Genomic DNA, 24,750 nt, shown 5'->3' with positions numbered 1-24,750 from the left:
CAAGGGTCGATCGCCACGGAAACTCGATGGAGCCAAGGGGCAACGCGGCATAAGTCGCGCTGCCCCTTGGCTCCATTTTCTTTTCGAGCGCCGGGATAGGCCCGCGTATCAGCTCACCGGGACCGGTGTGTTCCTGGACGCCGGATCCTGCTGCCTTGCCGCGCCTCGGGTACCGGCACGCTGCGGCGCCGGGATTCCGGCGAGCGCCACCGCGCATACGGAAGTGAGCACCAGCGCGGTAGCCGGGGCGATGGCAGTCCACGGAGCCCGCTCGACATAGCCGATGCCTTCGGCCAGCAGCAGGCCCCACTCCGGGGTGGGCGGCTGTGCCCCGAGCCCGAGGAATCCGAGGGCAGCCAAGGCCAGTGCCACCCCGGGCAGCCGCAGCATCCCGTGCCTCAGCAGGGCCGGAAGCACCGCGGGCAGCAGATGCTGGACCCAGATCCGGCCGCGCGGCACCCCGGAGAGCGGAAGCCAGCGGATATGCGGCATGGCCCGGGCTTCGTCGAGCAGCGAGGCAGCATGCGTGGCCAGCGGAGGCCAGCTCACCCAGAGCACGGCCAGCGCCGCACCGCCGACCGAGGGGCCCAGCAAGGCCGCGATGACCACCCCGGCCAGAATCGGCGGAGTCGCGTTGGCGATTACCGCCGGCCCGCGCGAGATCTCGCCTGCTGCCGCTAGCAGCAGGCCGATCAGGATTGCGCAGGCCACGATTCCCAGCGCCGGGCCTACCGTGCCCAAGGTTCCGTGGGCCACGCGGGCCAGCAGATCCCGTCCGCTGGAATCGGCGCCGAATGGCAAACCGGCCCCCGGGGCTTGCAGCCTCTGGAAGGCAAGGGTGTAGGGGTCGCGCGGCAGTCCGAAAGCCAGGATGGCCAGCAGCGCGGTGCAGGTGATCGCCGCAGTCCAGCGCTGGATCCTGCCGTTGCCGCGCGCCTCGGGCGGGGCTGGCAGCGATCCTGCGGGCAGGGCGCCGCCGCGCAGCGCGCGCCGGGCCGCTGCGGTGAGCATTCCGATCAGCAGCGCCGATCCCGCCATCAGCAGCAGCCCGGCCTGCAAGGCGGGAATATCCTGCGCATTGGCCGCCCCGAGCAGATAGCGGCCAAGTCCGGGCACCGCGAAGACCTGCTCTACGGCCACGGCGCCGCCGAGCAAGCCGATGAACACCAAGCCGAGCTGGTCGATGACCGCCGCGGCGGCCCGGCGCAGCACCCCGGAGAGGATGGCCGGCGCCGGAGCTCCGGCCAGGTGCCAGATCCCGGCCCAGCGTTCGGCGGCCACCGAGGCGATGGCATCGGCCAGCAGCCGGCCCAGCAATCCGCCGGCCGGGATGCCCAGGGCCAGTGCGGGGAGGACCGCGGTGTCCAGCCCGGTCCACCCGTAGGGCGGAAGCCATTGCAGCTGCACCGCCACCAGTACCAGCAGCAAGCTGGCCAGCAGGAATTCGGGCAAGGCGGTCAGTGCCACGCCCAGCGGCCCGGATCCTGAATGCTGCCGGTTGCGCAGCACGCGCAGCGCGGCGGGCAGCACCAGGGCGAAGGCCACGGCGAGCGCGATGATGGTGGCGAAGGCGGTGAGCGTGGCGGAGACCGACAGCGCCCGCCAGACGCCGGGAGCGATTTCTGCCCCGCTGACCCAGGAGCTGCCCAGATCCCCGTGCAGCACCCCGGACCACCAGTGCAGGCTGGTGGCCAGCGGGCCCTGGTCCAGGCCCAGCTGCGCGCGCACGGCGGCCAGCGCCTGCTCGGTGGGTTCCAGTTCGGCATAGCGTGCGCGCAGCACCGCGGCGGCCGGGTCCGTGCGCGAAAGCCAGGGCAGCGCGCCGGCTACCATCAGCAGGGCCAGCGCGCTGAGCAGGCAGGATGCGAAGGACGGCCAGGAGAGGCGCCGCGCCTTCAGAGCGAACCAGTTCATCAGCGTTGCGGCTCCTGGTCGCTGTCCAGGCGGGTCTGCGCAGTAATCAGCTCGCGTTCGCGCGGATCCTGCGCGGCATCGCGCACGGCGGGGCCCTCGCCCTGGATCACGCGTTCGTGCAGCAGTGCGATGGCCGCGTCGGTGCCCAGGATCCGGGCTTCGGCCAGCATGATCTGCTGCTGGCGCTGTTCCCCGGCTTCGGTTTCCGAGGCCCGGGCGATGGCCTGGTCCACGTCCTTGTCGCAGAGCTGGGCGATGGCGAAGCCGCCTTCGCAGGTGAAGTCGGAGGCGAAGTACGCAACCGGGTCCCCGGAATCAAGCACGGTGGCGCGCGAGAGGATGAAGGCATCGAAAGCGCCGTCCAGTGCGTCGGCCTCGATGTACTGGTATTCGCGCACATCCTGCTTCACGATGAATCCGGCCGCTTCCAGCTGCTGCTCCAGGATCACCGCGACTTCTGGCAGTTCGGCGCGGTCGGTGAAGGTGCCCAGGGTGATTTCCACGTCCTTGACCTTGGCTGGTTCGGCACGCTGGGCCAGCAGCTGCCGGTATTCTCCAGAATCGCGCAGCCCGGCGGCGTAGGGCAGGGCCGGGCCGAGCAGGCCCTCGGCTATATCGGCGCGGTTCTCGTACACCGACTCCACGATGGCCGCCCGGTCGATGGCTTCGCGGGCCGCGGCGCGCACCGCCGGGTCGGCGAACGGGCCCTTCTCGGTGTTCAGGTACAGCGTGTTGGTGCGCGGCATCGGCACTTCGGTGAGCAGCTCCTGGTCCACCGTGGCGGCCTGCCCGGCGGGGATGGCCTCGATGACATCTGCTTCCGAGGTGCGCAGCGCGGCGGCGCGGGCGGTGCCATCGGGCACGAACTTCACGTCGATGCCCGAGGCTGCGGCCTTTTCGCCCCAGTAGCCCTCGTACCGGTCCAGGGTGGCCCCGGAAATCCCGTCTACGTCCACGATCTGGAAGGGGCCGGTGCCGTGGCCGGCCGGATCCACCCCGTTGGCGGTGTAGGCTTCGGCGGCGAAGATGGCCAGCTGCGGGCTGGAGAGCCGCTGGGGCAGCAGCGGGTCGGGGTCCGCGGTGGTGATCCGCAGTCCGTGCTCCCCGCGCACCGCGACCTTCAATGCGGTTCCGTTCAGGATGCGCGGCACCGGGGTCGAGTCGATGGCCTGCTGCAAGGAGTTCGCCACCGTTTGGGCGGTCAGCGGCTGGCCGTTGTGGAAGCTGACGCCTTCGCGGATCTCGAAGTCCCAGGCAAGCTCGCCGCTGCGTTCCCAGCTGGTAGCCAATGCCGGCTGGGCGTCCCCGGACGCGTCGAGGCTGACCAGGGTCTCGGCAGTGGACCAGCGCGAGAGCTTGAACGCGTCGTCGCTGAGCGGGCTGAGCCCGGAGCGGGGCGGCTGCATGTGGGCTACGGAGATGCGGTCGGTGCTTCCGGCCTGCTCGGCGGCTGCGGAGAAGCAGCCGCTGAGGGCAAGTGCCCCGGCCAGCGGGATGGTGAGCAAAGCCAGGGCCTTGGGGCGGGGTCGATTCATGGGTGCGAGGTCCTTGGGGATGGGTGATCGGTGATGGGTGATCAGCTGGTGGGCGGGTTATCGGGACGGTGGGCGGATGGCGATGGTGCGCGAGCATTGCGCGGCCAGCTGCGGGTCATGGGTGATCAGCAGCAAGGCAATGCCCGAGTTGGCGGCGGTGGAGAGCAGCTGGCCGGCGACTGCCTGGGCGGTGTCCGGATCCAGGGCGCTGGTCGGCTCGTCCGCCACCAGCACCGAGGGGTTCACTGCCACGGCGCGGGCCAGCGCGGCCCGCTGCAACTGTCCTCCGGAGAGCTGGTGCGGGCGCCGATCCAGCAGTGCCGTGTCGAATTGCGCCAGCTCGGCAGCCCGGTCGATGCCCGTTCCGGGGCCGGCTGGGGGAGCCAGCCGGTGGATGGCCTGCTGCAGCGAGGTGCGGATGCTCCAGCGCGGCACGAAGGCGGCGGCAGGATCCTGGGGCACGCCCTGGACCAGCCGGCGGCGTGCTGGCGCGTGGCTGCGCTTCGGTGCGCTCCAGTGCTGGCCCAGCACGCGGATTTCTCCGGAGTCCGGCAGTTCCAGGCCCAGCACGATGTCGGCCAGGGTGGATTTGCCGGCGCCGGATGGCCCGGTGACGGCCACCGATTCGCCCGGGGCCAGCGTGAAGCCAAGGGGCTCCAGGACCAGTCGGCGGGCTGCGCCGTGCCCGCGCAGTGTGCTGAGCGCGGATACTTCCAATGCGGGGATGCTCAAGCCGGTACCCGTTCCAGCCGGGGCGCGCGGGTGCTGGCGATCTTCCCGGAGTCCAGGACCAGGTGCCGGGTGGCCAGCGCCTGGGCAACTGCCGCGTCGTGGGTGACCAGCACCAGGGCCTGCTGCTGGCCCAGCAGGGTGCCCAGCAGTTCCAGGATGAGGTCCCGGGCGGTGTGGTCCAGGGCGCTGGTCGGTTCATCGGCAAGGATCACCGGGGCCTGGCTGAGCACGGCCAGGGCTATGGCGGCGCGCTGTGCTTGCCCTCCGGAGAGTTCTGCGGGACGTCGTGCGAGCAGCTGCGGATCGCCCAGCCCGGCGTCTTGCAGGATGCCGCGGACTTGCTGCGCGCTGGCGCCGGTGGCCTTGCGCAGTTGCCGTCCCAGCGGCAGCAGCGGATGCAGGGCGTCCTGGCCGCGCTGCGGGATGTAGCCGATGCGCGTTGATCCGGGAGTGCGGGTTCCGGTGAATTCCAGTCCGGGTGCCCAGTTCCCGGTGATCATCGACAGCAGCAGCGACTTGCCAGCACCCGACGGGCCGGTGATGACCACGCGCTCGCCGGGAAGAAGCATGAACTCCTCGACGTCGAGCAGCGGGCTGGCGGCGCCGGGCAGTCCCAGGCGCGCGTTACGCAGGCACAAGGCCGGGCTGGGCGGGAGTGGGGCGCGGGGCTGGCGGGCGAGCCCGGGCTCTTCAAGAGTCATAATGAGAATCATTATCACTTAAGTTTTCTCCGCAGCGCAAATCAGCCTGCGGGATCGGCAAGGCGGCCGTGGCGGGCCGCGGCTGCTGGCCAAGCTGGGTGAATTCGCCTAATTTTTCGTGGCCGTACCGAACCTCGGCGCTTGTGCATACCGTGGAATCAGGGTGCGGCAGCAAACTGAGCAAGAGGAGAAAGCGATGATGGAGTCGTTATGGCAGGCGAAGCGTTCTTCCGGTGGCACCGGCCAATTCCAGCCGGGCGCAACCCATGACGCCATCGTCGTGTGCCCTGGGCTCACCGGGTCCGCTACGCAGGACCTCGCTGCCATTGACTCGAGGACTGGCACCGGAGGGGACTAGGTGTCTGGAAAAGCAATTCGACGCCCACGGCGCCCGCCGAGTATTCATCGGCTGTAACCAAGGAATGATTTCGGAAAGTGCAGGGATGATGATTCACTGGAATTTCAAGTTCATCCGCCGTTCACCTTGGACCCCAGGAGAAGTTTTGCGAACCACCGGACCTGCCCGGCCACCTCTGCCTCGAACCGCCGCTTTCACCGCGATTGCCAGCATGGGCCTGGTCCTGCTGCTTTCGGGCTGCGGGTCGGACTACCCGCTGGGAGAAGAGCAGCGCAAGGCCGCTGAATCGAATACCTCTAGCCTCCAAGGCACGCTGACCGGTGGCGGATCCACCGCGCAGAATTCCGCCATGAACGCTTGGACCACCGAATTCTCCACCATGCATCCCCAGGTCCAGGTGCAGTACGCCTCGGTGGGCTCCGGCGCCGGACGTGCCGGGCTCTTGGCAGGCGGCACCGAATTCGCCGGATCCGACGCTTACCTGAAGGAAGAGGAAGTCCAGCGCTCCATCGAGACCTGCGGCCCGCAGGGTGCGATCAATATCCCGGCGTATATTTCGCCGATCAGCATCGCCTTTAACCTGCCGGGCATCAAGGAATTGAACATGGATGCCCCAACGATCGCCAGGATCTTCTCCGGTGAGATCCGCTCGTGGCAGGACCCGGCCATTGCCCAGCTGAACCCGCAGGTCCAGCTGCCCGACCTGCCGATCACCGGGGTGGCGCGCGCCGACGATTCGGGCACGACCGAGAACTTCACCGAGTACCTGCATGCGGTTGCTCCCGAAGCCTGGCCGCACGAACCGGATGGCGGCTGGCCGGATGCCACCGGCCTGGAGAAGGCCCAGGGCAATGCCGGTGTGGTGACCACCGTGACCCGCGCCGTGGGCGCGGTTACCTATGCCGATGATTCCCTGGTGGATAAGTCGCTGGGTAAGGTGAAGCTGAAGGTCGGCGAGGAATTCGTGGCAGTCAGCGGGGAATCAGCGGCCAAGGCAGTGGCCGAATCGGAACGGGTCCACGGTCGCGGTGAGCACGATATCGCCCTGGAGCTGGACCGCAAGACCACCGCCGCCGGCGCGTACCCGATGGTGCTGGTCTCCTACCTGCTGTTCTGCAGCGGCTACGAGGATCCGCAGACCGTGGAACTGGCCAAGACCTTCGGCCAGTACGTCGTCAGCGACCAGGGGCAGAAGACAGCGTCCGACTCGGCCAAGAGCGCACCGATGCCGCAGCAGCTGGCCGAAGATGCCCGTGAAGCCATCGATTCGATCACCGCGCGTTCCTGATTCGGGCGAACAGCCCTGCTGCATCCATCCGCAGGAAGGATGCAGCAGGGCTAGCTATGCAGCAGTCTTGGCCGCCGCGCGGTACGCGCGATTTCGCGACCCGAGCAGCGCCGCGCCGATGACCGCGGCCAGCAGCGAACCGCACAGCACCCCGACCTTCACGTACTGCGCTTCCTCGCCGCCCTGGCCGAAGGCCAGCTCGCCGACCAGCAGGGAGACGGTGAAGCCGATGCCTGCCACGAAGGACAGCCCCAGCACATCAGGCCATTTGATGCTGCCATCCAGCTTGATTCCCGGAAGCCTGGTGACCAGGAAGGTGGCAACGGTGATGCCCATCGACTTGCCCAGCACCAGGCCGGCAATGATGCCCAGTGCCACCGGGCTGGCCAGCGCTTCGCCCAGTCCGGACAGGCCGCCGACCGGAACACCGGCAGCGAAGAAGGCGAACACCGGAATGGCGATGATGGATGAGGGAATGGACCACCGGTCCGCGAAGTGGGCGGCCAGGCCTTCGTGGATCGCTTCGCCCTGCTCGGTGCTCCCAGTGCGCACATGCGCCCGCTGGGTGGCAATCACCGGAACCATGAAGCCCAGCAGCACGCCGGCCACCGTGGCGTGGATTCCCGAGGCATGCACCAATGCCCAGACGGTGGCGCCGAGCGGGATCAGGACCCACCAGGCGCGGACCCCGCGCTGCACTGCCAGCGCGAATGCCGCCAGTGGCAGCAGCGCGAGGAGCAGCGGCAGCCAGGCCAGGTCATCGGTGTAGAAAATGGCGATGATGGAAATGGCCAGCAGGTCATCGACCACCGCCAGCGTGAGCAGGAAGGTGCGCAGGGCAGGGGGCAGGAACTTGCCCACCACTGCGATCACGGCGATCGCGAAGGCGATATCAGTGGCTGCGGGGATTGCCCAGCCGTTGATGGCGGAGCTTCCCGATGCGGAGATGACAAGGACGTAGAACAGTGCCGGCAGCGCCACGCCGCCTACGGCTGCGGCCACCGGAACGATCGCCGTGCGCGGATTGCGCAATTTGCCGACAACGAATTCTTCCTTGAGTTCCAAGCCGACAACGAAGAAGAAGATGGCGAGCAGGCCGTCAGCGGCCCAGGCTCCGACCGAGAGATTCAAGTGCAGGGACTCGGGGCCGAAACGGAAGTCGCGCAACCCCTCGTACCATGGGGCTGCAGGGGAATTGGCCAGGACCAAGGCGGCGAGGGTGGCGCAGAGCAGCAGCAGCCCGCCCATCGAGTCCTGCTTGAGGGTTTGGCGGATTCCACGCCACAGGGCGTGGGGTGCTTGGCGGGATACGCCAGTTGAGGGGTATGGCAAAGTAACGGGTCTTTCTGGGATCCGGGAAAAGGGCACGAGGGCGCGCGGAATCCACCGGAGAAAAACCAGGAATCGGGACCGCGCAACTAGTGGCGCGGTGGAGGGCAGCCGGCGATCTCGCCGTGGGCGTTGGTTCCCCAGGAACTCAACCACCCATTGGTGCCGCTGGCTAGCTTGGTCAGCAGTTTTCCCTTGGGGAAAACGGCAGCGAGAAGCCGCTGCGCATGCGTTGAGACAACCAGAGCCATGCTTCCAGTCTACAGGCCAGCGATGCATTGGCCTAACTCGAGACGTCCCGGCTGCCGTGGGCCCGACGCTAATGCATCAGGCTGGCAGCTGATCTGCGAGGGTCCGTCGATGCGGTTGCCGAGCCAAAGCTGGTGCCGCAGCTACCTGGGGAACTGCGGCACCAGCCGGGTGCTGCGGACTGCTAAACCAGGGCCTCGTCTTCCAGCACCGCGGGCAGTTGCGCAACACTGTCCAGGATCCAATCGTGGTAGTGTTCCGCGAAATCTCCGCGTTCCAAGGCTCCGGTGAGCACTCCAAGGACGCGTACTCCGGCATGGCGCGCGGCCAGGACATCCACCACCGTGTCGCCCCCGGCGAGCACGGTCCGGACATCATGGATGCCGGTGGCTTCCATGGCCCGATGGATCATGTAAGGCGCCGGGCGTCCAGCGGCCACCATATCGCTGGTCACCACGGCATCGAGCAGTTCTCCCTCGCCGATTCCCCAACCCAGGGTATCCAGGATCGGAGCGGCCACATCGCTGGAGAAGCCGGTGCTCAAAGCGATCTTGACGCCCCGGGATCTGAGTTCGGCCAGCGCGGCGTCCACTCCCGGCAGGGCCTCTGGAGGATTCTCGGCGTAGGCCTGCGCCAACAGCTGCCGGAAGAGGTCGAATTGGCGGGCCACCAGGGACGGATCCGGGCTGATCCCGCCCAGCTCCAGCAACGCGGCGATGGCCTCGGTCTTGTCCACGCCCATCCAGGCTTGCAGGTCCTGGGCATGCACGGTGGCGCCGGCGGCGGTGACCGAACTTTCCAATGCGCGGTACACGTCCCCGTGCTCATTCACGGTAGTCCCTGCCATATCGAGGACGACTAGTTTGATCATGATGCTCCTGCTCTCGGATTCTGGTTCATTAATTGCTGTTGAAAGTGATGGAGTTGCGCAGGATCCTGCCCTGCGGCGGGGCCATAAGGTGCGCCAGCTCGCGGGCCGGGCGCGGCGCGGCGACCAGGGAATCCCAGTCGTAGAGATCCCGCGTTGCCATCAGGAAGGCAATGGCCTGCTGCAGGTGACGTGGCTCGTAGTTGTGCACGCCGGTGATGCCCAGCAGGAAGCGGACCACGCGTTCGGGATCCACGCACAAGGAGGGGCCGGGGGAGACCGAACCGGCTACGACCAAGCGCCCGCCGACGTCCAGGGCATCCAGTGCCGCGGCCAGCGCAGGCTGCGCTCCGGACAGGTCCACCGCCACGTCGAAGCTGCTGGGCTGCGGCTTGCCGGGGGCTTGCAGGGTGTCCGTGGCCCCGAAGGCCCGGGCCAGTTCCAGACGTTCGGGATTGATGTCGCTGGCCACGACGCTGGCCGCACCGCGCTGGCGGGCCGCCGCGCACGCTACCAATCCGAGCATTCCGGCTCCGCTGACCAGGACCCGTTGCCCGCTCACATCCCCGGCTGCTTCCAGCACCGCCATGACCGTGGCAGTGGCGCAAGCTGCGGGGGCCGCCGCTGCATTCGACAGCTCATCGGGCACCGCTACCAGCGTGATTCCTTCGGGCAGGTGGATATGCGAGGCGTAGCCGCCGGATATTCCCCACGGTCCATCCAGGGCTTCGTGCCCGGTCTTGAGCAGGGTGCGGCATTTGGCGCTGCGCCCGGCCAGGCACCGGTCGCAGGCGCCGCAGGACACGGTGACGCTCCAGATGACCCGGTCACCGATGGACAGGTCCCGGCCCAAGGCGTCCCGGGCTCCGTTCGGGCCGATCGCCACCAAGGTGCCCACTGCCTCGTGGCCCAGGATCGAGGGGCACGCCCCTGTTCGCCGGCCGGTGACCGTATGGGCATCCGAGCCGCACACGGTCGCCAGATCGATCTGGGCGATGGCCTGCGACCCAGTTAGTTCTGGAAGGTCGAATTCGCGGGATTCGAATTCCTGCCCGCCCACCCATATCTGGGCCGTGGCTTTCAGGCGAGTAGCTTGCGCATCCATGCGGAGAGCCTTTCGATGAGGAAGACCAGCACGAAGATGATCAGGATGATCGTGCCGGCCACGTTGAAGTTCAGGGTGCGGACCGATTCCATGAGCAGGAAGCCGATGCCGCCGGCCCCCACGATGCCCAGCACCGTTGAAGTGCGGATGTTGACATCCAGCATGTACATCCAGTGGCCCACCAATTGCGGCAGGGCCTGCGGGATCACCGCGCCCAGCAGCTGGTCCCACCAACCGCCGCCCACGGCCCGGACTGCTTCCAGCGGGCCGGCGGAGATCTCCTCGATGGAATCCGCCACCAGCTTGCCCAGGAAGCCGATGGTTCCCACTGCCAGCGCCATGGCTCCGGCCATCGGGCCGAGGCCGATGGCGGCCACGAAGACTACCGCGAGGATCAATTCCGGGATCGCGCGCACGACCAGGATCAGCCCGCGGCTGAGCGCATAGAGCGCGCGCGACGGTGCGACATTGGAAGCGGCCAGGATGCCAACTGGAATGGCCAGCAGCGCGCCAGCCACCGTGGAAACCACTCCAATGGACAGCGTTTCGAGCACCGCGGTGAACAGCAGCTCCTCCATCCCTTCGATGGAGGGCGGCAGCAGCTTGCCGAACACTGCCAGCAGTTCATTGAACTGCAAGAACGGGGCCAGCGGGTTGATCCGCAGGTGGATTAAGGAATAGCAGGTGGCGGACAGAACCAGCAGCCCGGCCAGCAGGCGGGTCGAGCGCTCGCCGGTCATCGGGCCCAGCAGGACGGAATCGGCGGCTGGCAGCTTCGGCGCCGGAGCGGTGTTCGTCGGGTTCAGCAAGGTCCGGCGCAGCAGCACGGAGAGGATTTCCATGCCGGCGATTACCAGCAGGATGATCAACACGATGCCCATGGCGCTTTCATACATCAGCCCGCGCAAGGCATCCTGCAAGGCGAAGCCGATGCCGCCGGCGCCCACGAAGCCGAGCACTACCGAGGTGCGCAGGTTGATGTCCACGCGATAGATGAAAGTGCCCAGCCAGGCCGGGATAACCTGCGGAAGCACGCCCATGAGCAGTTCGCCCAGGCGGGAGGCCCCGGTGGCGCGTACCGCTTCGCGCGGCCCGGCGTCCGTGGCCTCGATGGCATCGGCGAAGAGCTTGGCCATCATGCCTACCGAGTGCAGGCCCAAGGCCAAGATGCCCGGCAGCACGCCGATGCCCAAAGCGCGGACGAACAGCACCGCGAAGACCAGGTCCGGGATGGCTCGGCACAGGGTGATGACCCCTCGTGCGGCACGCTGCACCGCTGGGTGCGGGGAAGTATTCGAGGCAGCCAGGAAGGCCAGCGGAATGGAGATGGCGGTGGCCAGTACGGTGCCCAGCAACGCCATCATCAGGGTTTCCAGCAGCAGTTCGCTGATGCGAGGAGGGTCGCTGAGCTCCGGTGGGAGCATGCGGCCCAACAGGTTCAGCACATCGCCGAAGCCGCCGCCCAAGGCCGCCACGTCGAACTCGATCATCCGGGTGCTGGCCAAAGTCAGCGGGATGAGCGCTGCTAGCAGTATCCAGAAGGTGATCTTCTCGCGGCCGGCGCGCGGCAGTCGCACTTCGCCTTCCGGGCGCTCGGCCCGCGTGGTTGATGCCGGAGGATGCGGTGAGGTCTTCAAGGTCATTGTGCCGCGGCCTGCCCGGTAGGTTCCAGCTGCTGGTAGATCTCAAGCACACGGTCCTTATCCAGTTCCGAAGCCCGGGCATCCAGCACCTTTTCGCCGTTGCGCAGTCCGATAATGCGGTCTGCCCACTGCAGTGCGAGATCTACCTGGTGCAAGGTGCACACCACGGTGATCTTGTTTTCCAGGCAGACTTGGAAAAGCAGATCCATGACGTTGGCCGAGTTCTGCGGATCAAGCGAGGCCACCGGTTCATCGGCCAGGATGACCGCTGGCTTCTGCATCAGGGCGCGGGCAATGGCAACGCGCTGCTGCTGGCCGCCGGAAAGGGAATCAGCGCGTTGGAAAGCCAGTTCGCCCAAACCGACGCGCTCCAGGTAGCCCAGTGCTTCGCGGCGCTGGGACTTGGAATAGCTCAGAAGCCCGTAGCGCGGCCCGCGGATGCGCCCGGCGGCACCGATCAGCACATTTTCCAGGCAGGTCAGGCGGCCCACCAGGTTGAAGTGCTGGAAGATGAACCCGACCTTGGCACGCAGGGCGCGCAGCTTGCGGGATGGGGCCTTATGCAGCTCGGTGCCCAGCACAGTGGCTTCACCGGAGGTAATCGAGTGCAATCCGTTCAGGCAGCGCAGCAAGGTGGACTTGCCTGAGCCGGACAGGCCAAGCAACACAGTCAATTCGCCCTTGGCGATGCTCAGGTCAACGCCCTTCAACGCAGGGGCGTCGCCGAAGCTCTTGGCTAGGGCAGTAGTGCGGATTGCGGTGTTCTCAGCTGCCATGGTGCCCGTTCCTAAAGTTTGCGCAGGGGATTGGACGAGGCTCATGACTGGCACTTCTCGGACTTGGTCGAGGTGCAGACGCTGCGGATGCCGTCATAGTCCTTATCGGTGGCCGGAACAACGCCCCAGGCATGCTCGCCGGTGATCAGGCAATCCTCATCGGTGCAGTAGCCCTGGGATTCGAAGTAGTCGGCGTTGGCCTTCTCGGTGAACAGCTCGGTGAGCTTGGCGGTGGTTTCCTCGCCCAGCGAGTTGCGCACGGCGAAGACCGAGCCAGGGATCATTTCCGAGGTCCAAACTGATTTCAAGTCTCCCTCGGCCAGTTCTCCGGAGCCGGGCAGGGTTACTTCAATCATTGACTGCATGGAGAAGCCGACTTCGCAGTCGCCGTTCTTCACGGCCAGCGCCGAGGCATCGTGGCCGCCAGCGTAGATCGGTTTAAGCGCGGCGCTGACATCCGATTCCTTGCCGCTGGCGATCACACCTTCTTCAATCAGGCCGGCCGATGGGTACAGGAAACCGGAGGTGGAACCGGGATCCACGAAGCAAGTGTCCTTGCCGGAGAAGTCCGCAAGGGAGGTGACCTCGTCGTTGCCGCCTTGGGTGATGCCCAGCGAGTAATAGCCCGAGGCTTCGCCCTTCTTGCCCGCCAATGCACCCAATGGCTTGATATCAGCCTCGTTGGTGGTGGCAATGACATATGAGAAGGGGCCGAGGAAGGCGATATCCACACGGTCTGCAATCAACCCCTCGACTATGCCCGCATAGTCGCTGGCTTGCTGCAGTTTCACTTCGGCGCCTGTTTCGGCTTCAAGCATCTGGATCAGCGGCTCGTAGGTTCCGGTGAGATCGGCGGAGTTCTCATTTGGGATGGCCCCTATGACGATTTCGGCAGGGAATCCCGATTCGGTAGTGGCAGATTCTGCCGGGGCGCAGGCGGCCAAGGTGGTGGCGGCCAGAAGGGCGGTGGCGGCAAGTGCGAGTTTGCGTTTCATGGGTATGTACCTGTTCCGGGAAGAGTGGTTAGGGCGAAGCATGGCTGATCTTTCTTTTCCAGCATGCTGGCTCCAGAAGATATTTGTCTAGACAGATCGGCCTAGTTTGGGCAATGTTCACCTAAGGTTTATTCCCCGGATTCATAAGGAATTTCGAGAATTCTGCGCTACCCTTATGTCATGTCGACAGAAGCCACCTATCTTAAGCTGTCCCAACAGATCATGGAACAGTACCAGGACCTGCCACCGCATCTTCCGTTGCCCTCCGAACACGATCTGGGCAGCCGTTTTGGGGTGAATCGGCAGACCATTAGGGCAGCATTGGACGAGCTGGAACGCCGTTGGCTGATCCGCCGGATCAAGGGCAGTGGCTCCTTCCGCACCCGCCGCTATGAATACCGCATCGGGCCGGAGATCGCCCCGTCCTTCACCAAGACCGTGCGCGCGGCAGGGGGAGAGCCGCGCACCGAGAACGCCAAGCCCTTCACCCGCCCGGCGAACGCCACGGAACGCGAAATCCTGGCCCTGCCGGCCAACGCGCAGGTGGCGGTGCTCAACCGGGTGCGCTTCATTGACGGGGCCGCCGTCAGCACGGCCACCTCGGTGCTGCCGGCCGCGCGCGTGCCCAAGCTTGCCTCGGTGCTGGAGGCCGATGAATCCCTGGACACGGTCCTGCGCAGGCATTACAACTACCAGCCGGTGCGCCAATGGAGCCAGAGCCGGCTGTCGTCCCCACCCGAAGAAATCTGTGCCGTGCTGAAGCTGCGCGGACGCCCTCCGCAGATCCTGCTCAAGGGCCTCGTGAGCTGCGCAGGCAGCGGTGCACGGTTGGAGTATGTGGAAAGCTACCTGAAGCCGGACGTCTTCGACGTGGTGACGGAGGTGGGCAAATGGTAGAAAGCTACACCCTGGGCCATGTGCGCCTGCTCTCCGAGCACGGAGTGCTGGAAGATCAGCTGATCAGCGTGGTCAATGGCAGGATCGAGGAAATCCGCGATCACCGCTCGGGATTGGGTGCGGATATCGACGGACGCGGACAGCTGTGCCTGCCCGGAATCGTTGATCTGCATAGCGACGCCTTGTCGCGCGAATACCGCCCCCGCCCCGGCGCCCGGCTTCCGGTGGACATCGCCATGCAGGCCGCCGAGGGGAATCTGCTGGCTGCCGGCGTGACCACCGCATTCCATGCGGTGTCCTTCCAAGCGAAGTCTCCGGTCGGCTTGCCCATTGGCTCGCCCAACGCCCCGGAAATCCATGAGGCCATCAGCGGCTACGCGAACCCGCGGATGGACCATCGGGTGCTGCATCGGCTGGATGTGCGCTGCCGCGAGGGCGTGGGGATGCTGCGCCGGGTGCTGGAGCCTGATCAGGTTCCGCTGGTTTCCTATGAAGACCACACCCCAGGACAAGGCCAATACCGCGATCGCACGGTGATGGAACGCTGGTTGCGCGAGGCGCAGCACATGGATCCGCAGCGGGCAGCAGCGCACGTTGACCAGTTGGTGGCCGAGCGTGACCAGCAGCTTCCGTTCAAGGAGGAAACCTTGGCGTGGCTGGGCGAGGCCGCCGGAGACGGTGAGATCCGCCTGATGGGCCATGACCCGGTGACGCCGGCGGAAATTGATGCGCTGGTTGCGCGCAATGCGGTGATCGCCGAATTCCCGACAACGCTCGAAGCTGCTGTCCATGCCACCCAGCAGGGGATTGCGACCGTGGCCGGGGCGCCGAATATTCTGCTCGGCAAATCCCACTCGGGAAACGTGGCAGCCATCGACTTGGCCCAGGCCGGGGCGTTGGGCATCTTGGCTTCGGATTACTTGCCATCGAGCATGCTGATGGCCACCTATGCCTTGGCGCAGACGGGGCTGCTGGCACCTTTCGATGCCATGCGCCTGATCTCTGAGAATCCGGCCCGAGCCGCTGGACTCGATGACCGGGGTGTGGTGGCTGCGGGGTACCGCGCCGATCTGGTGCTCTGTGCGGAGGTGAACGAGCGTCCCCGAGTGATGCGTACCCTGAGCGCACAATAATCAGGGCAGCCAGGACGCACCGCAGTACCCCGGACGTTGGAAGCCGGGGAAAGTCAGGGCCAGTCGGTTGGTTCGGAGCCCGCTGCGTTCTCGGCTCGGTCAGCCTTCAATGCCGTTGGTATCCGGTGCTTGTCGAGTTGGATGGTCCCGGAGGGACAAAGGTGCCCGGTCTCCTGGACAGCCTGCCAGTCCGCTTGAGACGGCTGATATTGCAGCAACTCGACGAATCCGCCATTCTCCCCGGGATTGCGGGTCATGCGGGGAGCGACAAGTGCGCAAATCCCTGATGCGACGTGCATGCTCTGGAGCGCGCTGAATTTCATTGCTTGTCCTTGCCAATGGGCGAGCCGGGGTCTAGGAACCGGCTGCCGTGGGCCCGACGCTAATGCATCAGGCTGGCGAACATCTTCAAGCGCAGCGCCTTGGCGGTGGCCATGTGCGCCTGGATGAGTCCGCTGGCTTTGGCGCTGTCGCGCTCGCGGATGTTCTCCACGATGCGCTGGTGCTCCTCCAGCGCTTCGGTCCACCGCGAGCCGACCGAGAGCGTGGATGTAGGGGCATGGATCTGGTGGGTGGCCAGGCGCTCCAGCAGATCCTCCAGCACCGGGTTGTGCGCGGCGCGCCAGAGCGCGCGGTGGAACTCGATGTTGGTGGCCAAGCGGGTGGCGTCATCTGGTTCGGACAGTGCGCGGTCCCGGTCAACCAGGGCCTGCAGCCGCATCAGGTCCACTTCGGTGCGCACCGAGGCGGCTTCCTGGGCGGCCTGGCCTTCGAGCAGGATGCGCAGGTCGTAGACCTGCATGATCTGTTCGGGGTCGATTTCCTTGACGAAAAGACCGCGGGCGCGGCGCTCCAGCAGCCCTTCATGCAGCAGGCGGGTCAGGGCTTCGCGCACCGGGGTGCGGGAAACTCCAAAGCGTTCTGCCAGGGCGACCTCGCGCAGGGCATCCCCGGGCTGGAATGCGCCTTGCAGCAAGTCGTCCTTGAGCTGGGCATGGATTGAATCCGAATCGAGCTTGGCCATGATCCCCATTCTCGTCTAAGGCTGGATGGCGGGTAAAACCATTGTTCCGCCAGTACAGGCGTACTGGCGGAACAAGGGGATTTAGTACTTAGGCAAGGTTACCGGCACGCCGGCCGAAGACCACACCGGCAGCCAGGCCGGAACCGCCCGGGTAGTTGGCCGAGAACAGGCCGCCGAGCATTTCGCCGCAGACGTGCAGGCCTTGGATGATCTCGCCGTTCTCGTCCAGCACCTGGCCGTCGGTGTTGCCCTTCAGGCCGCCGAAGGTGAAGGTGATGCCGCAGGTGACCGGGTAGGCGTAGAACGGGCCGGTCTCAAGCGGGTTGGCCCAGTTGCTCTTAGGCGGAGTTACCTTCGCGGCGCGCCCATCGAGCACGTTCGGGTCGTAGGCGATGGAGGTGTCGATGGAAGCATTGAATTCCGAGACGGTCTTGGATAGCGCCGCTGGATCCACGCCGATCTTCTGCGCCAATTCCTCAACGGTGTCGGCGATGACCTCGGAGATCTCCGGCATCTCGTACTCTTCGGCGCGCAGCATCGGACGCAGCGAAGCGTCGAAGACCTGGTAGGCGATGGAGTCCGGCTGCTGCAGGATCACCTTGCCGTACTTGGCGTAGGTCAGGTTGCGGAAGTCCGCGCCCTCATCCAGGAAGCGCTCGCCGCGGTTGTTCACGATGATCCCCAACGGGTAGGACTGGCGGGTCAGGCGGTTGGTCAGCTCGCGGTTGGATTCGTTCTTCGGGGTCAGCGCGTCCCATTGGACCGAGTGGCAGGTGCTCCAGTCCCCGCCCTTGGCGGCGCCGATTTCCAGGCCGGCGGCCAGCATCTCGCCATTGTTGAATGGGGTGCCGCGGACCTTGGCGTTCTGCCAGCCTTCGCCCAGGTGCTCCTGGCGCCATTGCGGGCTGGATTCGAAGCCGCCAGCGCCGAGGATGACCGACTCGGCGCGCAGTTCCTGCTCTTCGCCGTTGGCGCGGACCTTGACGCCCACAACCTTGCCGTCTTCCACGATCAGGCCGTAGACGTCCTGCTCGAAACGGACTTCGGTGCCCAGCTTCTGGGCTACTTCCAGGTGGTCCTTCATCAGGCCTTCGCCGCCGTCGACGTTGCCCACGTGCAGGCCGCCCCAGAACAGGTAGCCGCCCTCGGGGGTCTTGTAGGTCTGGCGTTCGTACATCAGCCGGTACTTCAGGCCCAGGGATTTGAGCCAGCGCAGGCCGGGAGCTGCTTCCTTGACCAGGACCTCGGTCATTTCCTTGTCGTTGCGGCCTTCGGTTACCTTGGCGATGTCGCCGGCGTAGTCGGCCTCGGAGTAGGGCGGAACTTCGGAGAGCGGGTGGCGCTCATCGAATTCGACCAGGTCCTGCAGGTCTTCCAGGCCGTTGTGCGCGATGCGGGTTGCGCCTGCGGTGTAGTAGCTGTTGCCGCCGAACTGGTCGCGGGGTGCCTTCTCCAGGAGCAGTACCTTGCGGCCGCGGGTCACTGCTGCGTGCGCTGCGGTGAAGGCAGCGTTGCCGCCGCCGACCACGATGACGTCTGCGACGTTGGCAGCGGTTTCCTGAGCATGGGTTGTCATGGGATGACCTTTCGGAAATGAAGACGTGGGAAAACGTGGATCCGAAATTAGTGTATACACTAATGTGCATTAAAAGCCAGTGGAGTGCAGGAAATTTAGCCGACCCACGAATACCGGTGCTCGGGACGGCCTGCCGAACCGTAGCGCGGACGCAGCTGAGCCTTGCCCGCCGTGACCAGGAAGTCCAGGTAGCGCCGGGCACTGACCCGGGAGATCCCGCAAATTTCGGCAACCTCCAAGGAAGACAAGGTGCCATCCGGCTGGCCAGGTGCGCGGCGCAAGGCTTCTCCGACCAGTGCCATGGTGGGCGCGGTGAAGCCCTTGGGCAACCGCTCGGTCTGGGCGCCGGTGACGGCCCCGGGTGCCAGTTCGAGGACTTCGGGGATCCTGGCATCCCCTCGTCCCCTGGCGGCCTGGAGCAGCTGGTCGATCTCGGCCTGGCCCAGCTCGTCGATCTGCTCCTCTGGCTGCGCCACCGCTCCGGGCTGCTCCGAAACGCGCTGGGCATAGAGCGCCAGACGCTGCTTGAACTCGTCCACGGTGAAGGGCTTGACCAGGTAATCCTCGACGCCGTGGCCCACTGCTTGGCGCACCGCATCGCGTTCATTGTTGGCGGTAATCATGATGACGTGCGCGTCGGACCCAGCTGCGCGCAGCTGGGCCAATACTTCCAGCCCGGTCAGATCCGGCAGGTGCACATCGAGCAAGACCAGATCCACCTGCCCGGATTGCACAAAGGGAACCACGCCGGAACCGCGCTCCAGCACGCCGACCACTTCAAAATGCTCCATGCCCTGCAGGTAGCGGCGATGCAGCCCGGCCACTGCGAAGTCGTCATCGACCACGAGTGTCTTAATCATTGAAGTAATCTCCTTGCGCGGGAACGGGAATGCTCTGCTTAACCATAGGGCGCTTCGACGGAGGCCAGGCGACGATGACCTCGGCTCCACCCAGATCACTGGACCCGAACTTCAGCACGCCACCGCGCCGGGTCCGGATGCGGTCCACCAGGGCCAAGCCGATGCCTCGTCCGTGGACGGCTCCCGGCGCCCCGGTTTTGCTGCTGTAGCCAAGCTGCACCAGGCGGGCCGCGTCGCCTTCCTTGATGCCCGGGCCGGAATCGCTGACCGCGATGCGCATGCCGGTGGGCCCGGCGTTCAAGTGCAATGACACCACGCCGCCATCGCCGGCGGCCTCGATGGCGTTGGCCAGCAGGTTCGAGGCGACGGTGATGGCATCGTCGTCAATCGCGGTTCCGGGCACCACCGCGGAGAAAGGATTAAGCTCCAGCCGGACCCCGGCTTCGCTGGCCACGGCCTGCTTGGCAACGAACAGCGCTGACAGGGTGGGGTCGCCCAGATGCGTTTCCGGATGCTCGCCGCGAGCGCCGGAAAAACGCTGGATATGCTCCTTGGCTTCTTCGTATTCGCCGATGGACATCAGCCCCGAGAGCAGGTGCAAGCGGTTGGTGAATTCGTGGGCCTGGGCGCGCAGCGTATCGGCCAAGGACCTCTGGCCGCGCAACTCGCGCAAGGTCTCTTCCAGCTCGGTATGGTCGGTCAAGGTCAGGGTGCGTCCATAGTGCTTGGGACCCAGCATCGCCTCACGGCGGGTGGCAATCAGCACCCGTTCTCCGGAAAGCACGTTCTGCACCGATTCGGCCTCGGGGGAGTCGCTGCGCAGCAGGTCCACCAGGCTCTGGTCCAGGACCTCTTCGGCTTGCTGGCCCACAGTGTCTTCGGGAAGGTCCAGCAGCCGGCGCGCTTCTCCGTTGACCAAGGTGAGCCGGCCATTGCCATCCACTCCCAGCACGCCATCGCTGACTCCGTAGAGCACCGCCTGCTGCGCCTGCTTCAGCGAATCCACCTCTTCGGGGTCAACCCGGTAGATCCTGCGGATGGCCCGTTCCACCAGCGCGGCCGCGAGGCTGCCGATGGCCACGGCCAGGATAATCCACGGCGCGAATGCCCAGACGATATCAACCAGGCTGGCGCGCACCTTGCTTTGCAGGATGCCCACGGAGATGGTGCCAACAATCTTCCCCTCCTCGAAGACCGGTTGCTTCACCCGCAGGGTGACGCCCAGGGGGCCTTCCTCCACGCCCCTGAAGGTTTCGCCGTTGCGGATGGATTCATGATCCGAGGAAACCGGCTGGCCGATGGACCCGGGATCGGGGTGGGCCACGCGGATGCCGTTCAAATCGGCAATGGTCACATAGTCCACTCCGGATGCCGATTCGGCCAGGTGGGCCAGCGGGGCGACGACTTCGGCTGCGTTTTCGGGATCTTTTGCCAGCGCGTGGCCAATCGGGGCTAGCTGGGCTGTTTCCTCGGCGACCAGGGCGACGCGGCTGAAAGCGCTGTCCTCCACCCGGTTGATCTCGAAGCGCATCACGATCACCGAAACTGCCAGCAGCGTGATCAGCACGATGGCTAGTTGCAGGAACAGGATGCGAATCCGGAAGCGCTGGCTGTTCTTTATCCATTGCATGGTGGACCCGCTTGCTCCCGTTGTTTTTATTTTCTTAATTGCCCGTTATGACCAGAACCGCATTCCCGGTGTGTTTCGGCTCACTTTGACTGCACACTGGGAAAGGCCGCACCGGGAATCGGTGAGGTGAATCACTAACAATGAGGTTACGGAAAATGGTGAGCAAACGCATCTTGAGCCGGTCCCTGTACGGCGTTGTCGTCGTGGCGGTAGCGGGACTCGCATTCACCAACGCGGCAGCGTCGGGCGGAGAGTCCTCGGCGCGGAACAAGTTGGTCATCATGGCCCCTGCCTCGCCCGGCGGCGGCTGGGACGGCTTCGCCCGTGAAGCCCAGCAGGCACTGAAGTCCATCGGCGCAGTGAACAACGTGCAGGTCACGAACATCCCGGGAGCTGGCGGCACCATCGGCTTGAGCCAATTCGTGCAGATGACCGGGCGCCACGACATGCTCATGGCCACCGGCGGGGTGATGATCGGCGCAATCGAGCTGGCCGATTCCGAGGCCACCATGAAGGACGTGGAGCTGATCGCGCGCATGTCTGATGACTACGCGGTGCTGGTAGTGCCGGCCAAGTCCGAGATCAAGACCCTGGACGAGTTCATCGCGGCCTGGAAGAAGGACCCGGGGAAAACCTCGATTGCCGGCGGTTCGCTGGGTTCGATTGACCACCTGCTCACCGGTGCGGTGGCCCAGGAAGTGGGCATCGACCCGTCCAAGGCCAACTACATCGCCTACTCCGGCGGCGGCGAGGCACTGACCTCGATGCTGGCAGGCACCACCGTTGGCGGCATGTCCGGCTATAACGAAGTAGCTGACCAGATCGAAGCCGGAAACCTGCGGGCGCTGGCCATCTCCTCCGAAGAACGGCTGCCGGGGGTCGACGTCCCGACCTTCAAGGAACAGGGAGTTGACGCGGTCATGGCCAACTGGCGCGGCTTCGTCGGTGCCCCGGGCATCACCGAAGAGGACAAGCAGGTCTTCGTGGACATGGTCCACGAAATCCATGAATCCGAGCAGTGGAAAGATGCGCTGGAGCGCAATAACTGGACCGACAGCTTCATGATCGGCAAGGAATTCGAAGACTACGTGGACAGCGAAATCGAAGTCACGGAACAAATCGTCAAGGGACTGGGACTATGAGCATTCAAGCACCCCAAGCAACAGAAGGCACCGGCAACGGCACCGGCACCCGCCGTAACGCCGCCCCTGCCCAGAGCTTCTTCAGCGGGCGCAGCGAACTGATCGTCCCGGCTCTGGTACTGGCCCTGGCCGTCTTCCTGACTTGGCAGACCGCCACCATGGAGGTACTGGGCAAGTCGGTCCCCGGCCCGCAGTTCTTCCCGACCATTGTGTGCGTGCTGCTCTACGGTGTGGTCATCGCCCACACCATCCAGATTTTCCGCTCCCCGCGTGGCGGCGCAGCCGCGCCGGCCGCGGAAGAAAAGCAGTACAAGACCCAGTCGGACTGGAAAACCATGGGCATGGTGGTTGCCGGCGTCATCGGCTTCATCCTGATCCTGCCCTACGCCGGCTGGATCCTCAGCGCGGCAGCCCTGTTCTGGGTCGTTGCCCGCGCACTGGGCAGCAAGAAGGCGCTATTCGACGTGAGCATTGCACTGCTCTTCTCCTGCGTGATCCAGTTGGCTTTCAACGCCGGACTGGGATTGAACCTGCCTGCGGGATTCCTGGAAGGACTGCTCTAGATGGAACAGCTCAATCTGCTGCTTGAGGGATTCTCAAACGCACTGACCCCAATGAACTTGCTGTGGGTGCTGCTTGGTGCCCTGCTGGGCACCGCCGTAGGCGTGCTGCCCGGCCTGGGCTCGGCGATGGCCGTGGCGCTGCTGCTGCCTATTACCTTCTCGCTGGATCCCACCGCCGCGTTCATCATGTTCGCCGGCGTCTACTACGGCGGGCTGTTCGGCGACTCGACCTCCGGCATCCTGCTCAATACGCCAGGCAATTCCTCGGCGATCGCCTCGACCTTCGAAGGCCACCGGATGGCCCGCAGCGGCCGGGCCGCCAAGGCCCTGGCAACTGCGGCCATGGGCGCCTTCATAGGCGGCCTGCTGGCCACCACCGTCGTGGTGTTCTTCGCCCCGACCCTGGTCAAGCTGGCCACCGCTTTCGGTCCGGCTGAATACTTCGCGCTGGCAGTCTTCGCCTTCCTTGCAATCTCCTCGGTGGTTTCCGACTCGATCGTCAAGGGCCTGGTGGCCCTGGGCATTGGATTGGTCTTGGCCATGGTCGGGGTGGATGGGCCTTCGGGAACCATCCGCTACACCCTGGGCCTGCCGCAGCTCTTTGACGGCATCTCCATTGTGGTGATCACCGTGGGCCTGCTGGCCCTGGGCGAAGTGCTGCACATTGCTTCGCGCATCCACCGCGATCCTGAAGCCGTGAAAATCAAGCCAAGCGGCCGTCCGCGCCTGCACCGCCACGACATCAAGAAGGCTCTGCCGGCATGGCTGCGCGGTACCGCTTTCGGCCTGCCTTTCGGCATCATCCCTGCTGGCGGTTCCGAGGTTCCAACCTTCCTGGCCTACGGCACCGAAAAGCGCCTGGCCAAGCGCCGCGGCGATATCGAATTCGGCCAGATCGGTTCCATCCGAGGCGTGGCTGCTCCGGAGGCCGCTGGCAACGCCACCGCCGGCACGGCCATGGGCGCCTTGCTGGCCCTGGGCCTGCCCACCAGCGCTACCGCGGCCATCATGATCGCCGCCTTCCAGCAGTACGGCATGCAACCAGGCCCGCTGCTGTTCGAACGCAGCGGCCCCATGGTGTGGACCCTGCTGGCCTCGCTGTTCATCGGACTGGTGATCCTGCTGGTCATGAACATGCAGTTCGCGGTGCTGTGGGCCAAGCTGCTGCTGGTCCCGCGCCACTACCTGTACGCAGGCATTACCGTGCTCTCGGTCCTCGGCGTCTACGCCATCAGCGCCGCGCTGCTGGATCTGTGGATCCTGCTGGGTGTGGGACTGGTTGGGTTCGTGATGCGACGCTACGAGATCCCCTTGGCTCCGGTTCTGATTGCAGTGATCCTCGGCCCGCTGGCCGAAACCGAGCTGCGCCGTGCACTGACCGTCTCGGAAGGCGATGCGAGCATCCTGGTTTCCAGCGGAATCACGATCACCCTGTACTCGATCCTCGCATTGACGCTGGCTTTCACCGCCTACAAGCACGTGCGTGCTAGCAAGAAGGCCAAGGAAGATGCCCAGCTGATCAACGCCTGATCATCTTCTTCCCAGCACAGCAGGCCTTGCCGCTTCTACCGCGGCAAGGCCTGCTGTGCGCGTTCAAGGCGCATGGCAGCACTGCGAAGGCCCGATCCGAAGCCGGCAGCTGGATGCTTCCTGACTGCTGCTTGCCTGCGGTAGCTGCCCAGAGCACAGTGGGCTGTGGACGATGAAAGGAGCATGAATATGCCAGACCTAGCAGGCAAGAAAGTTCTTGCGGCAGTTTCCAACCGCGGAGTCGAGCAGGATGAGCTGAAGAAGCCAGTGGAGCATTTGCGCCAAGCCGGTGCGGAGGTGGTGATCGCGGCCCCGGAGGCCGGCCAGGTCAAGTCGCTGGTCGGCGATTGGGATTTGGGGGAGGTTTTCGAAGCCAGCGAAACGCTGGCGGCAGTGAACGAACAGGATTTCGACCTGCTGCTGATCCCCGGCGGGACACTGAATGCCGACAATCTCCGCTTGGATGCCGATGCCCAGCGCATTGCCAAGTCCTTTGCAGGTTCGGGCCGGCCGATCGCTTCCATCTGCCATGGGCCATGGCTGCTGGTGGAAACCGGATTGGCCAAGGGCAAGACCTTGACCTCATACACCTCGATCAGGACCGATGTCGTCAATGCCGGCGGCACCTGGAAGGACGAACAGGTTTTCCGCTGCCCGGCAAACGGCTTCGTGCTGATTACCTCGCGCAATCCAGGCGACCTCGATGCGTTCAACAGCGCCATTGCCGCGGAGCTCGGCTCCTAGCAATTGGCGGCCAGCCGGCAAAGCCGCCGTCGAAGCCAGCCTTCTGGACGGCGGCTTCGCTGCGCTGGGATCAAAGCACGCCATCCAGGGCTTTGGCGATCGAAGCGCACGCCACCACGCTGTGGTTGTCGCGTATTTTCCCACCTGTGGAGGCAGGA

The 24,750-nt window shown here is 65.4% G+C and carries 23 protein-coding genes; 8 read left to right on the top strand and 15 right to left on the bottom strand.

The genetic code is table 11. The features are described 5' to 3' along the window. Positions 1-108: 108 nt before the first annotated feature. The 4 genes from ACIOTL_RS02170 to ACIOTL_RS02155 are packed head-to-tail and all read right to left on the bottom strand — an operon-like array spanning position 109 to position 4,882. Positions 109-1,914, bottom strand: coding sequence for an ABC transporter permease subunit (locus tag ACIOTL_RS02170; RefSeq protein ID WP_400341563.1), 1,806 nt, complete (start codon positions 1,912-1,914; stop codon positions 109-111). Then, positions 1,914-3,449: an ABC transporter substrate-binding protein gene (locus ACIOTL_RS02165; protein WP_400341562.1), complete on the bottom strand. Its 1,536-nt coding sequence runs from the start codon at positions 3,447-3,449 to the stop codon at positions 1,914-1,916. Before ACIOTL_RS02165 ends, ACIOTL_RS02170 begins: the two co-directional genes overlap by 1 nt. Before the next feature lie 57 nt (positions 3,450-3,506). After that, on the bottom strand, positions 3,507-4,181 hold the full coding sequence (locus ACIOTL_RS02160) for an ATP-binding cassette domain-containing protein (RefSeq protein ID WP_400341560.1): 675 nt from the start codon (positions 4,179-4,181) through the stop codon (positions 3,507-3,509). Further along, the gene (locus ACIOTL_RS02155; RefSeq protein WP_105662163.1) at positions 4,178-4,882 is read right to left on the bottom strand and encodes an ATP-binding cassette domain-containing protein; all 705 of its coding nucleotides are present in this window, start codon (positions 4,880-4,882) and stop codon (positions 4,178-4,180) included. The genes ACIOTL_RS02160 and ACIOTL_RS02155 overlap by 4 nt, the downstream gene beginning before the upstream one ends. Before the next feature lie 196 nt (positions 4,883-5,078). Here ACIOTL_RS02155 and ACIOTL_RS02150 point away from each other — a divergent pair, with 196 nt between their 5' ends. After that, positions 5,079-5,240, top strand: coding sequence for a hypothetical protein (locus ACIOTL_RS02150; protein ID WP_166650852.1), 162 nt, complete (start codon positions 5,079-5,081; stop codon positions 5,238-5,240). 211 nt (positions 5,241-5,451) lie between these two features. Next, positions 5,452-6,528 (top strand): phosphate ABC transporter substrate-binding protein PstS, encoded by a 1,077-nt coding sequence (pstS, locus tag ACIOTL_RS02145; protein ID WP_400341906.1) that lies wholly within the window; start codon positions 5,452-5,454, stop codon positions 6,526-6,528. A gap of 54 nt (positions 6,529-6,582) precedes the next feature. Here pstS and nhaA read toward each other — a convergent pair whose 3' ends face one another. The 7 genes from nhaA to ACIOTL_RS02110 form a co-directional block, all read right to left on the bottom strand. Next, positions 6,583-7,860 carry a Na+/H+ antiporter NhaA gene (gene nhaA, locus ACIOTL_RS02140; RefSeq protein WP_400341558.1) on the bottom strand — a complete coding sequence of 426 codons (1,278 nt, stop codon included), beginning with the start codon at positions 7,858-7,860 and terminating at the stop codon, positions 6,583-6,585. An 86-nt stretch (positions 7,861-7,946) separates the two neighbouring features. Further along, the gene (locus tag ACIOTL_RS02135; protein ID WP_166650850.1) at positions 7,947-8,108 is read right to left on the bottom strand and encodes a hypothetical protein; all 162 of its coding nucleotides are present in this window, start codon (positions 8,106-8,108) and stop codon (positions 7,947-7,949) included. A 182-nt stretch (positions 8,109-8,290) separates the two neighbouring features. After that, on the bottom strand, positions 8,291-8,977 hold the full coding sequence (locus ACIOTL_RS02130) for a phosphonatase-like hydrolase (protein WP_332489313.1): 687 nt from the start codon (positions 8,975-8,977) through the stop codon (positions 8,291-8,293). Positions 8,978-9,005: 28 nt separating this feature from the next. After that, a complete protein-coding gene (locus ACIOTL_RS02125; RefSeq protein ID WP_400341556.1) occupies positions 9,006-10,079 on the bottom strand; it encodes a zinc-binding dehydrogenase in 1,074 nt (357 codons plus the stop codon). Continuing rightward, the gene (gene phnE, locus ACIOTL_RS02120) at positions 10,055-11,722 is read right to left on the bottom strand and encodes a phosphonate ABC transporter, permease protein PhnE (protein ID WP_400341554.1); all 1,668 of its coding nucleotides are present in this window, start codon (positions 11,720-11,722) and stop codon (positions 10,055-10,057) included. The genes ACIOTL_RS02125 and phnE overlap by 25 nt, the downstream gene beginning before the upstream one ends. Next, positions 11,719-12,498 (bottom strand): phosphonate ABC transporter ATP-binding protein, encoded by a 780-nt coding sequence (phnC, locus tag ACIOTL_RS02115; RefSeq protein ID WP_400341552.1) that lies wholly within the window; start codon positions 12,496-12,498, stop codon positions 11,719-11,721. The genes phnE and phnC overlap by 4 nt, the downstream gene beginning before the upstream one ends. A gap of 41 nt (positions 12,499-12,539) precedes the next feature. Then, positions 12,540-13,493, bottom strand: coding sequence for a phosphate/phosphite/phosphonate ABC transporter substrate-binding protein (locus ACIOTL_RS02110; protein WP_400341550.1), 954 nt, complete (start codon positions 13,491-13,493; stop codon positions 12,540-12,542). 180 nt (positions 13,494-13,673) lie between these two features. Here ACIOTL_RS02110 and ACIOTL_RS02105 point away from each other — a divergent pair, with 180 nt between their 5' ends. Then, a complete protein-coding gene (locus ACIOTL_RS02105) occupies positions 13,674-14,390 on the top strand; it encodes a GntR family transcriptional regulator (protein ID WP_332489318.1) in 717 nt (238 codons plus the stop codon). After that, positions 14,384-15,523 (top strand): alpha-D-ribose 1-methylphosphonate 5-triphosphate diphosphatase, encoded by a 1,140-nt coding sequence (locus tag ACIOTL_RS02100; RefSeq protein WP_332489319.1) that lies wholly within the window; start codon positions 14,384-14,386, stop codon positions 15,521-15,523. The genes ACIOTL_RS02105 and ACIOTL_RS02100 overlap by 7 nt, the downstream gene beginning before the upstream one ends. A gap of 382 nt (positions 15,524-15,905) precedes the next feature. Here ACIOTL_RS02100 and ACIOTL_RS02095 read toward each other — a convergent pair whose 3' ends face one another. The 4 genes from ACIOTL_RS02095 to ACIOTL_RS02080 form a co-directional block, all read right to left on the bottom strand. After that, positions 15,906-16,547: a GntR family transcriptional regulator gene (locus tag ACIOTL_RS02095; RefSeq protein ID WP_332499244.1), complete on the bottom strand. Its 642-nt coding sequence runs from the start codon at positions 16,545-16,547 to the stop codon at positions 15,906-15,908. A gap of 88 nt (positions 16,548-16,635) precedes the next feature. Continuing rightward, entirely contained in the window at positions 16,636-18,123 is a 1,488-nt protein-coding gene (gene tcuA / locus ACIOTL_RS02090) for an FAD-dependent tricarballylate dehydrogenase TcuA (RefSeq protein WP_400341547.1), read from the bottom strand. Between the two features lie 95 nt (positions 18,124-18,218). Next, complete coding sequence (locus ACIOTL_RS02085) at positions 18,219-18,983, bottom strand: response regulator (protein WP_400341545.1); 765 nt, start codon at positions 18,981-18,983, stop codon at positions 18,219-18,221. Next, a complete protein-coding gene (locus tag ACIOTL_RS02080) occupies positions 18,976-20,613 on the bottom strand; it encodes an ATP-binding protein (RefSeq protein ID WP_400341543.1) in 1,638 nt (545 codons plus the stop codon). The genes ACIOTL_RS02085 and ACIOTL_RS02080 overlap by 8 nt, the downstream gene beginning before the upstream one ends. Before the next feature lie 155 nt (positions 20,614-20,768). On the opposite strand from ACIOTL_RS02080, the gene ACIOTL_RS02075 reads away from it, so the two are divergent. The 4 genes from ACIOTL_RS02075 to ACIOTL_RS02060 all read left to right on the top strand — a co-directional run bounded on the left by ACIOTL_RS02075 (position 20,769) and on the right by ACIOTL_RS02060 (position 24,592). Continuing rightward, a complete protein-coding gene (locus ACIOTL_RS02075; protein ID WP_400341541.1) occupies positions 20,769-21,755 on the top strand; it encodes a Bug family tripartite tricarboxylate transporter substrate binding protein in 987 nt (328 codons plus the stop codon). Then, a complete protein-coding gene (locus ACIOTL_RS02070) occupies positions 21,752-22,318 on the top strand; it encodes a tripartite tricarboxylate transporter TctB family protein (protein ID WP_400341539.1) in 567 nt (188 codons plus the stop codon). The genes ACIOTL_RS02075 and ACIOTL_RS02070 overlap by 4 nt, the downstream gene beginning before the upstream one ends. After that, positions 22,319-23,848 (top strand): tripartite tricarboxylate transporter permease, encoded by a 1,530-nt coding sequence (locus tag ACIOTL_RS02065; RefSeq protein WP_400341537.1) that lies wholly within the window; start codon positions 22,319-22,321, stop codon positions 23,846-23,848. Positions 23,849-24,037: 189 nt separating this feature from the next. Beyond that, entirely contained in the window at positions 24,038-24,592 is a 555-nt protein-coding gene (locus ACIOTL_RS02060; protein WP_181149060.1) for a type 1 glutamine amidotransferase domain-containing protein, read from the top strand. Positions 24,593-24,750: the final 158 nt, after the last annotated feature.

This window comes from Glutamicibacter sp. NPDC087673, assembly GCF_044743255.1.
Taxonomy (GTDB): Bacteria; Actinomycetota; Actinomycetes; order Actinomycetales; family Micrococcaceae; genus Glutamicibacter.
The sequence above is the reverse complement of the archived record's forward strand: the minus strand, read 5'-3'. Positions and strand labels throughout refer to the sequence as shown.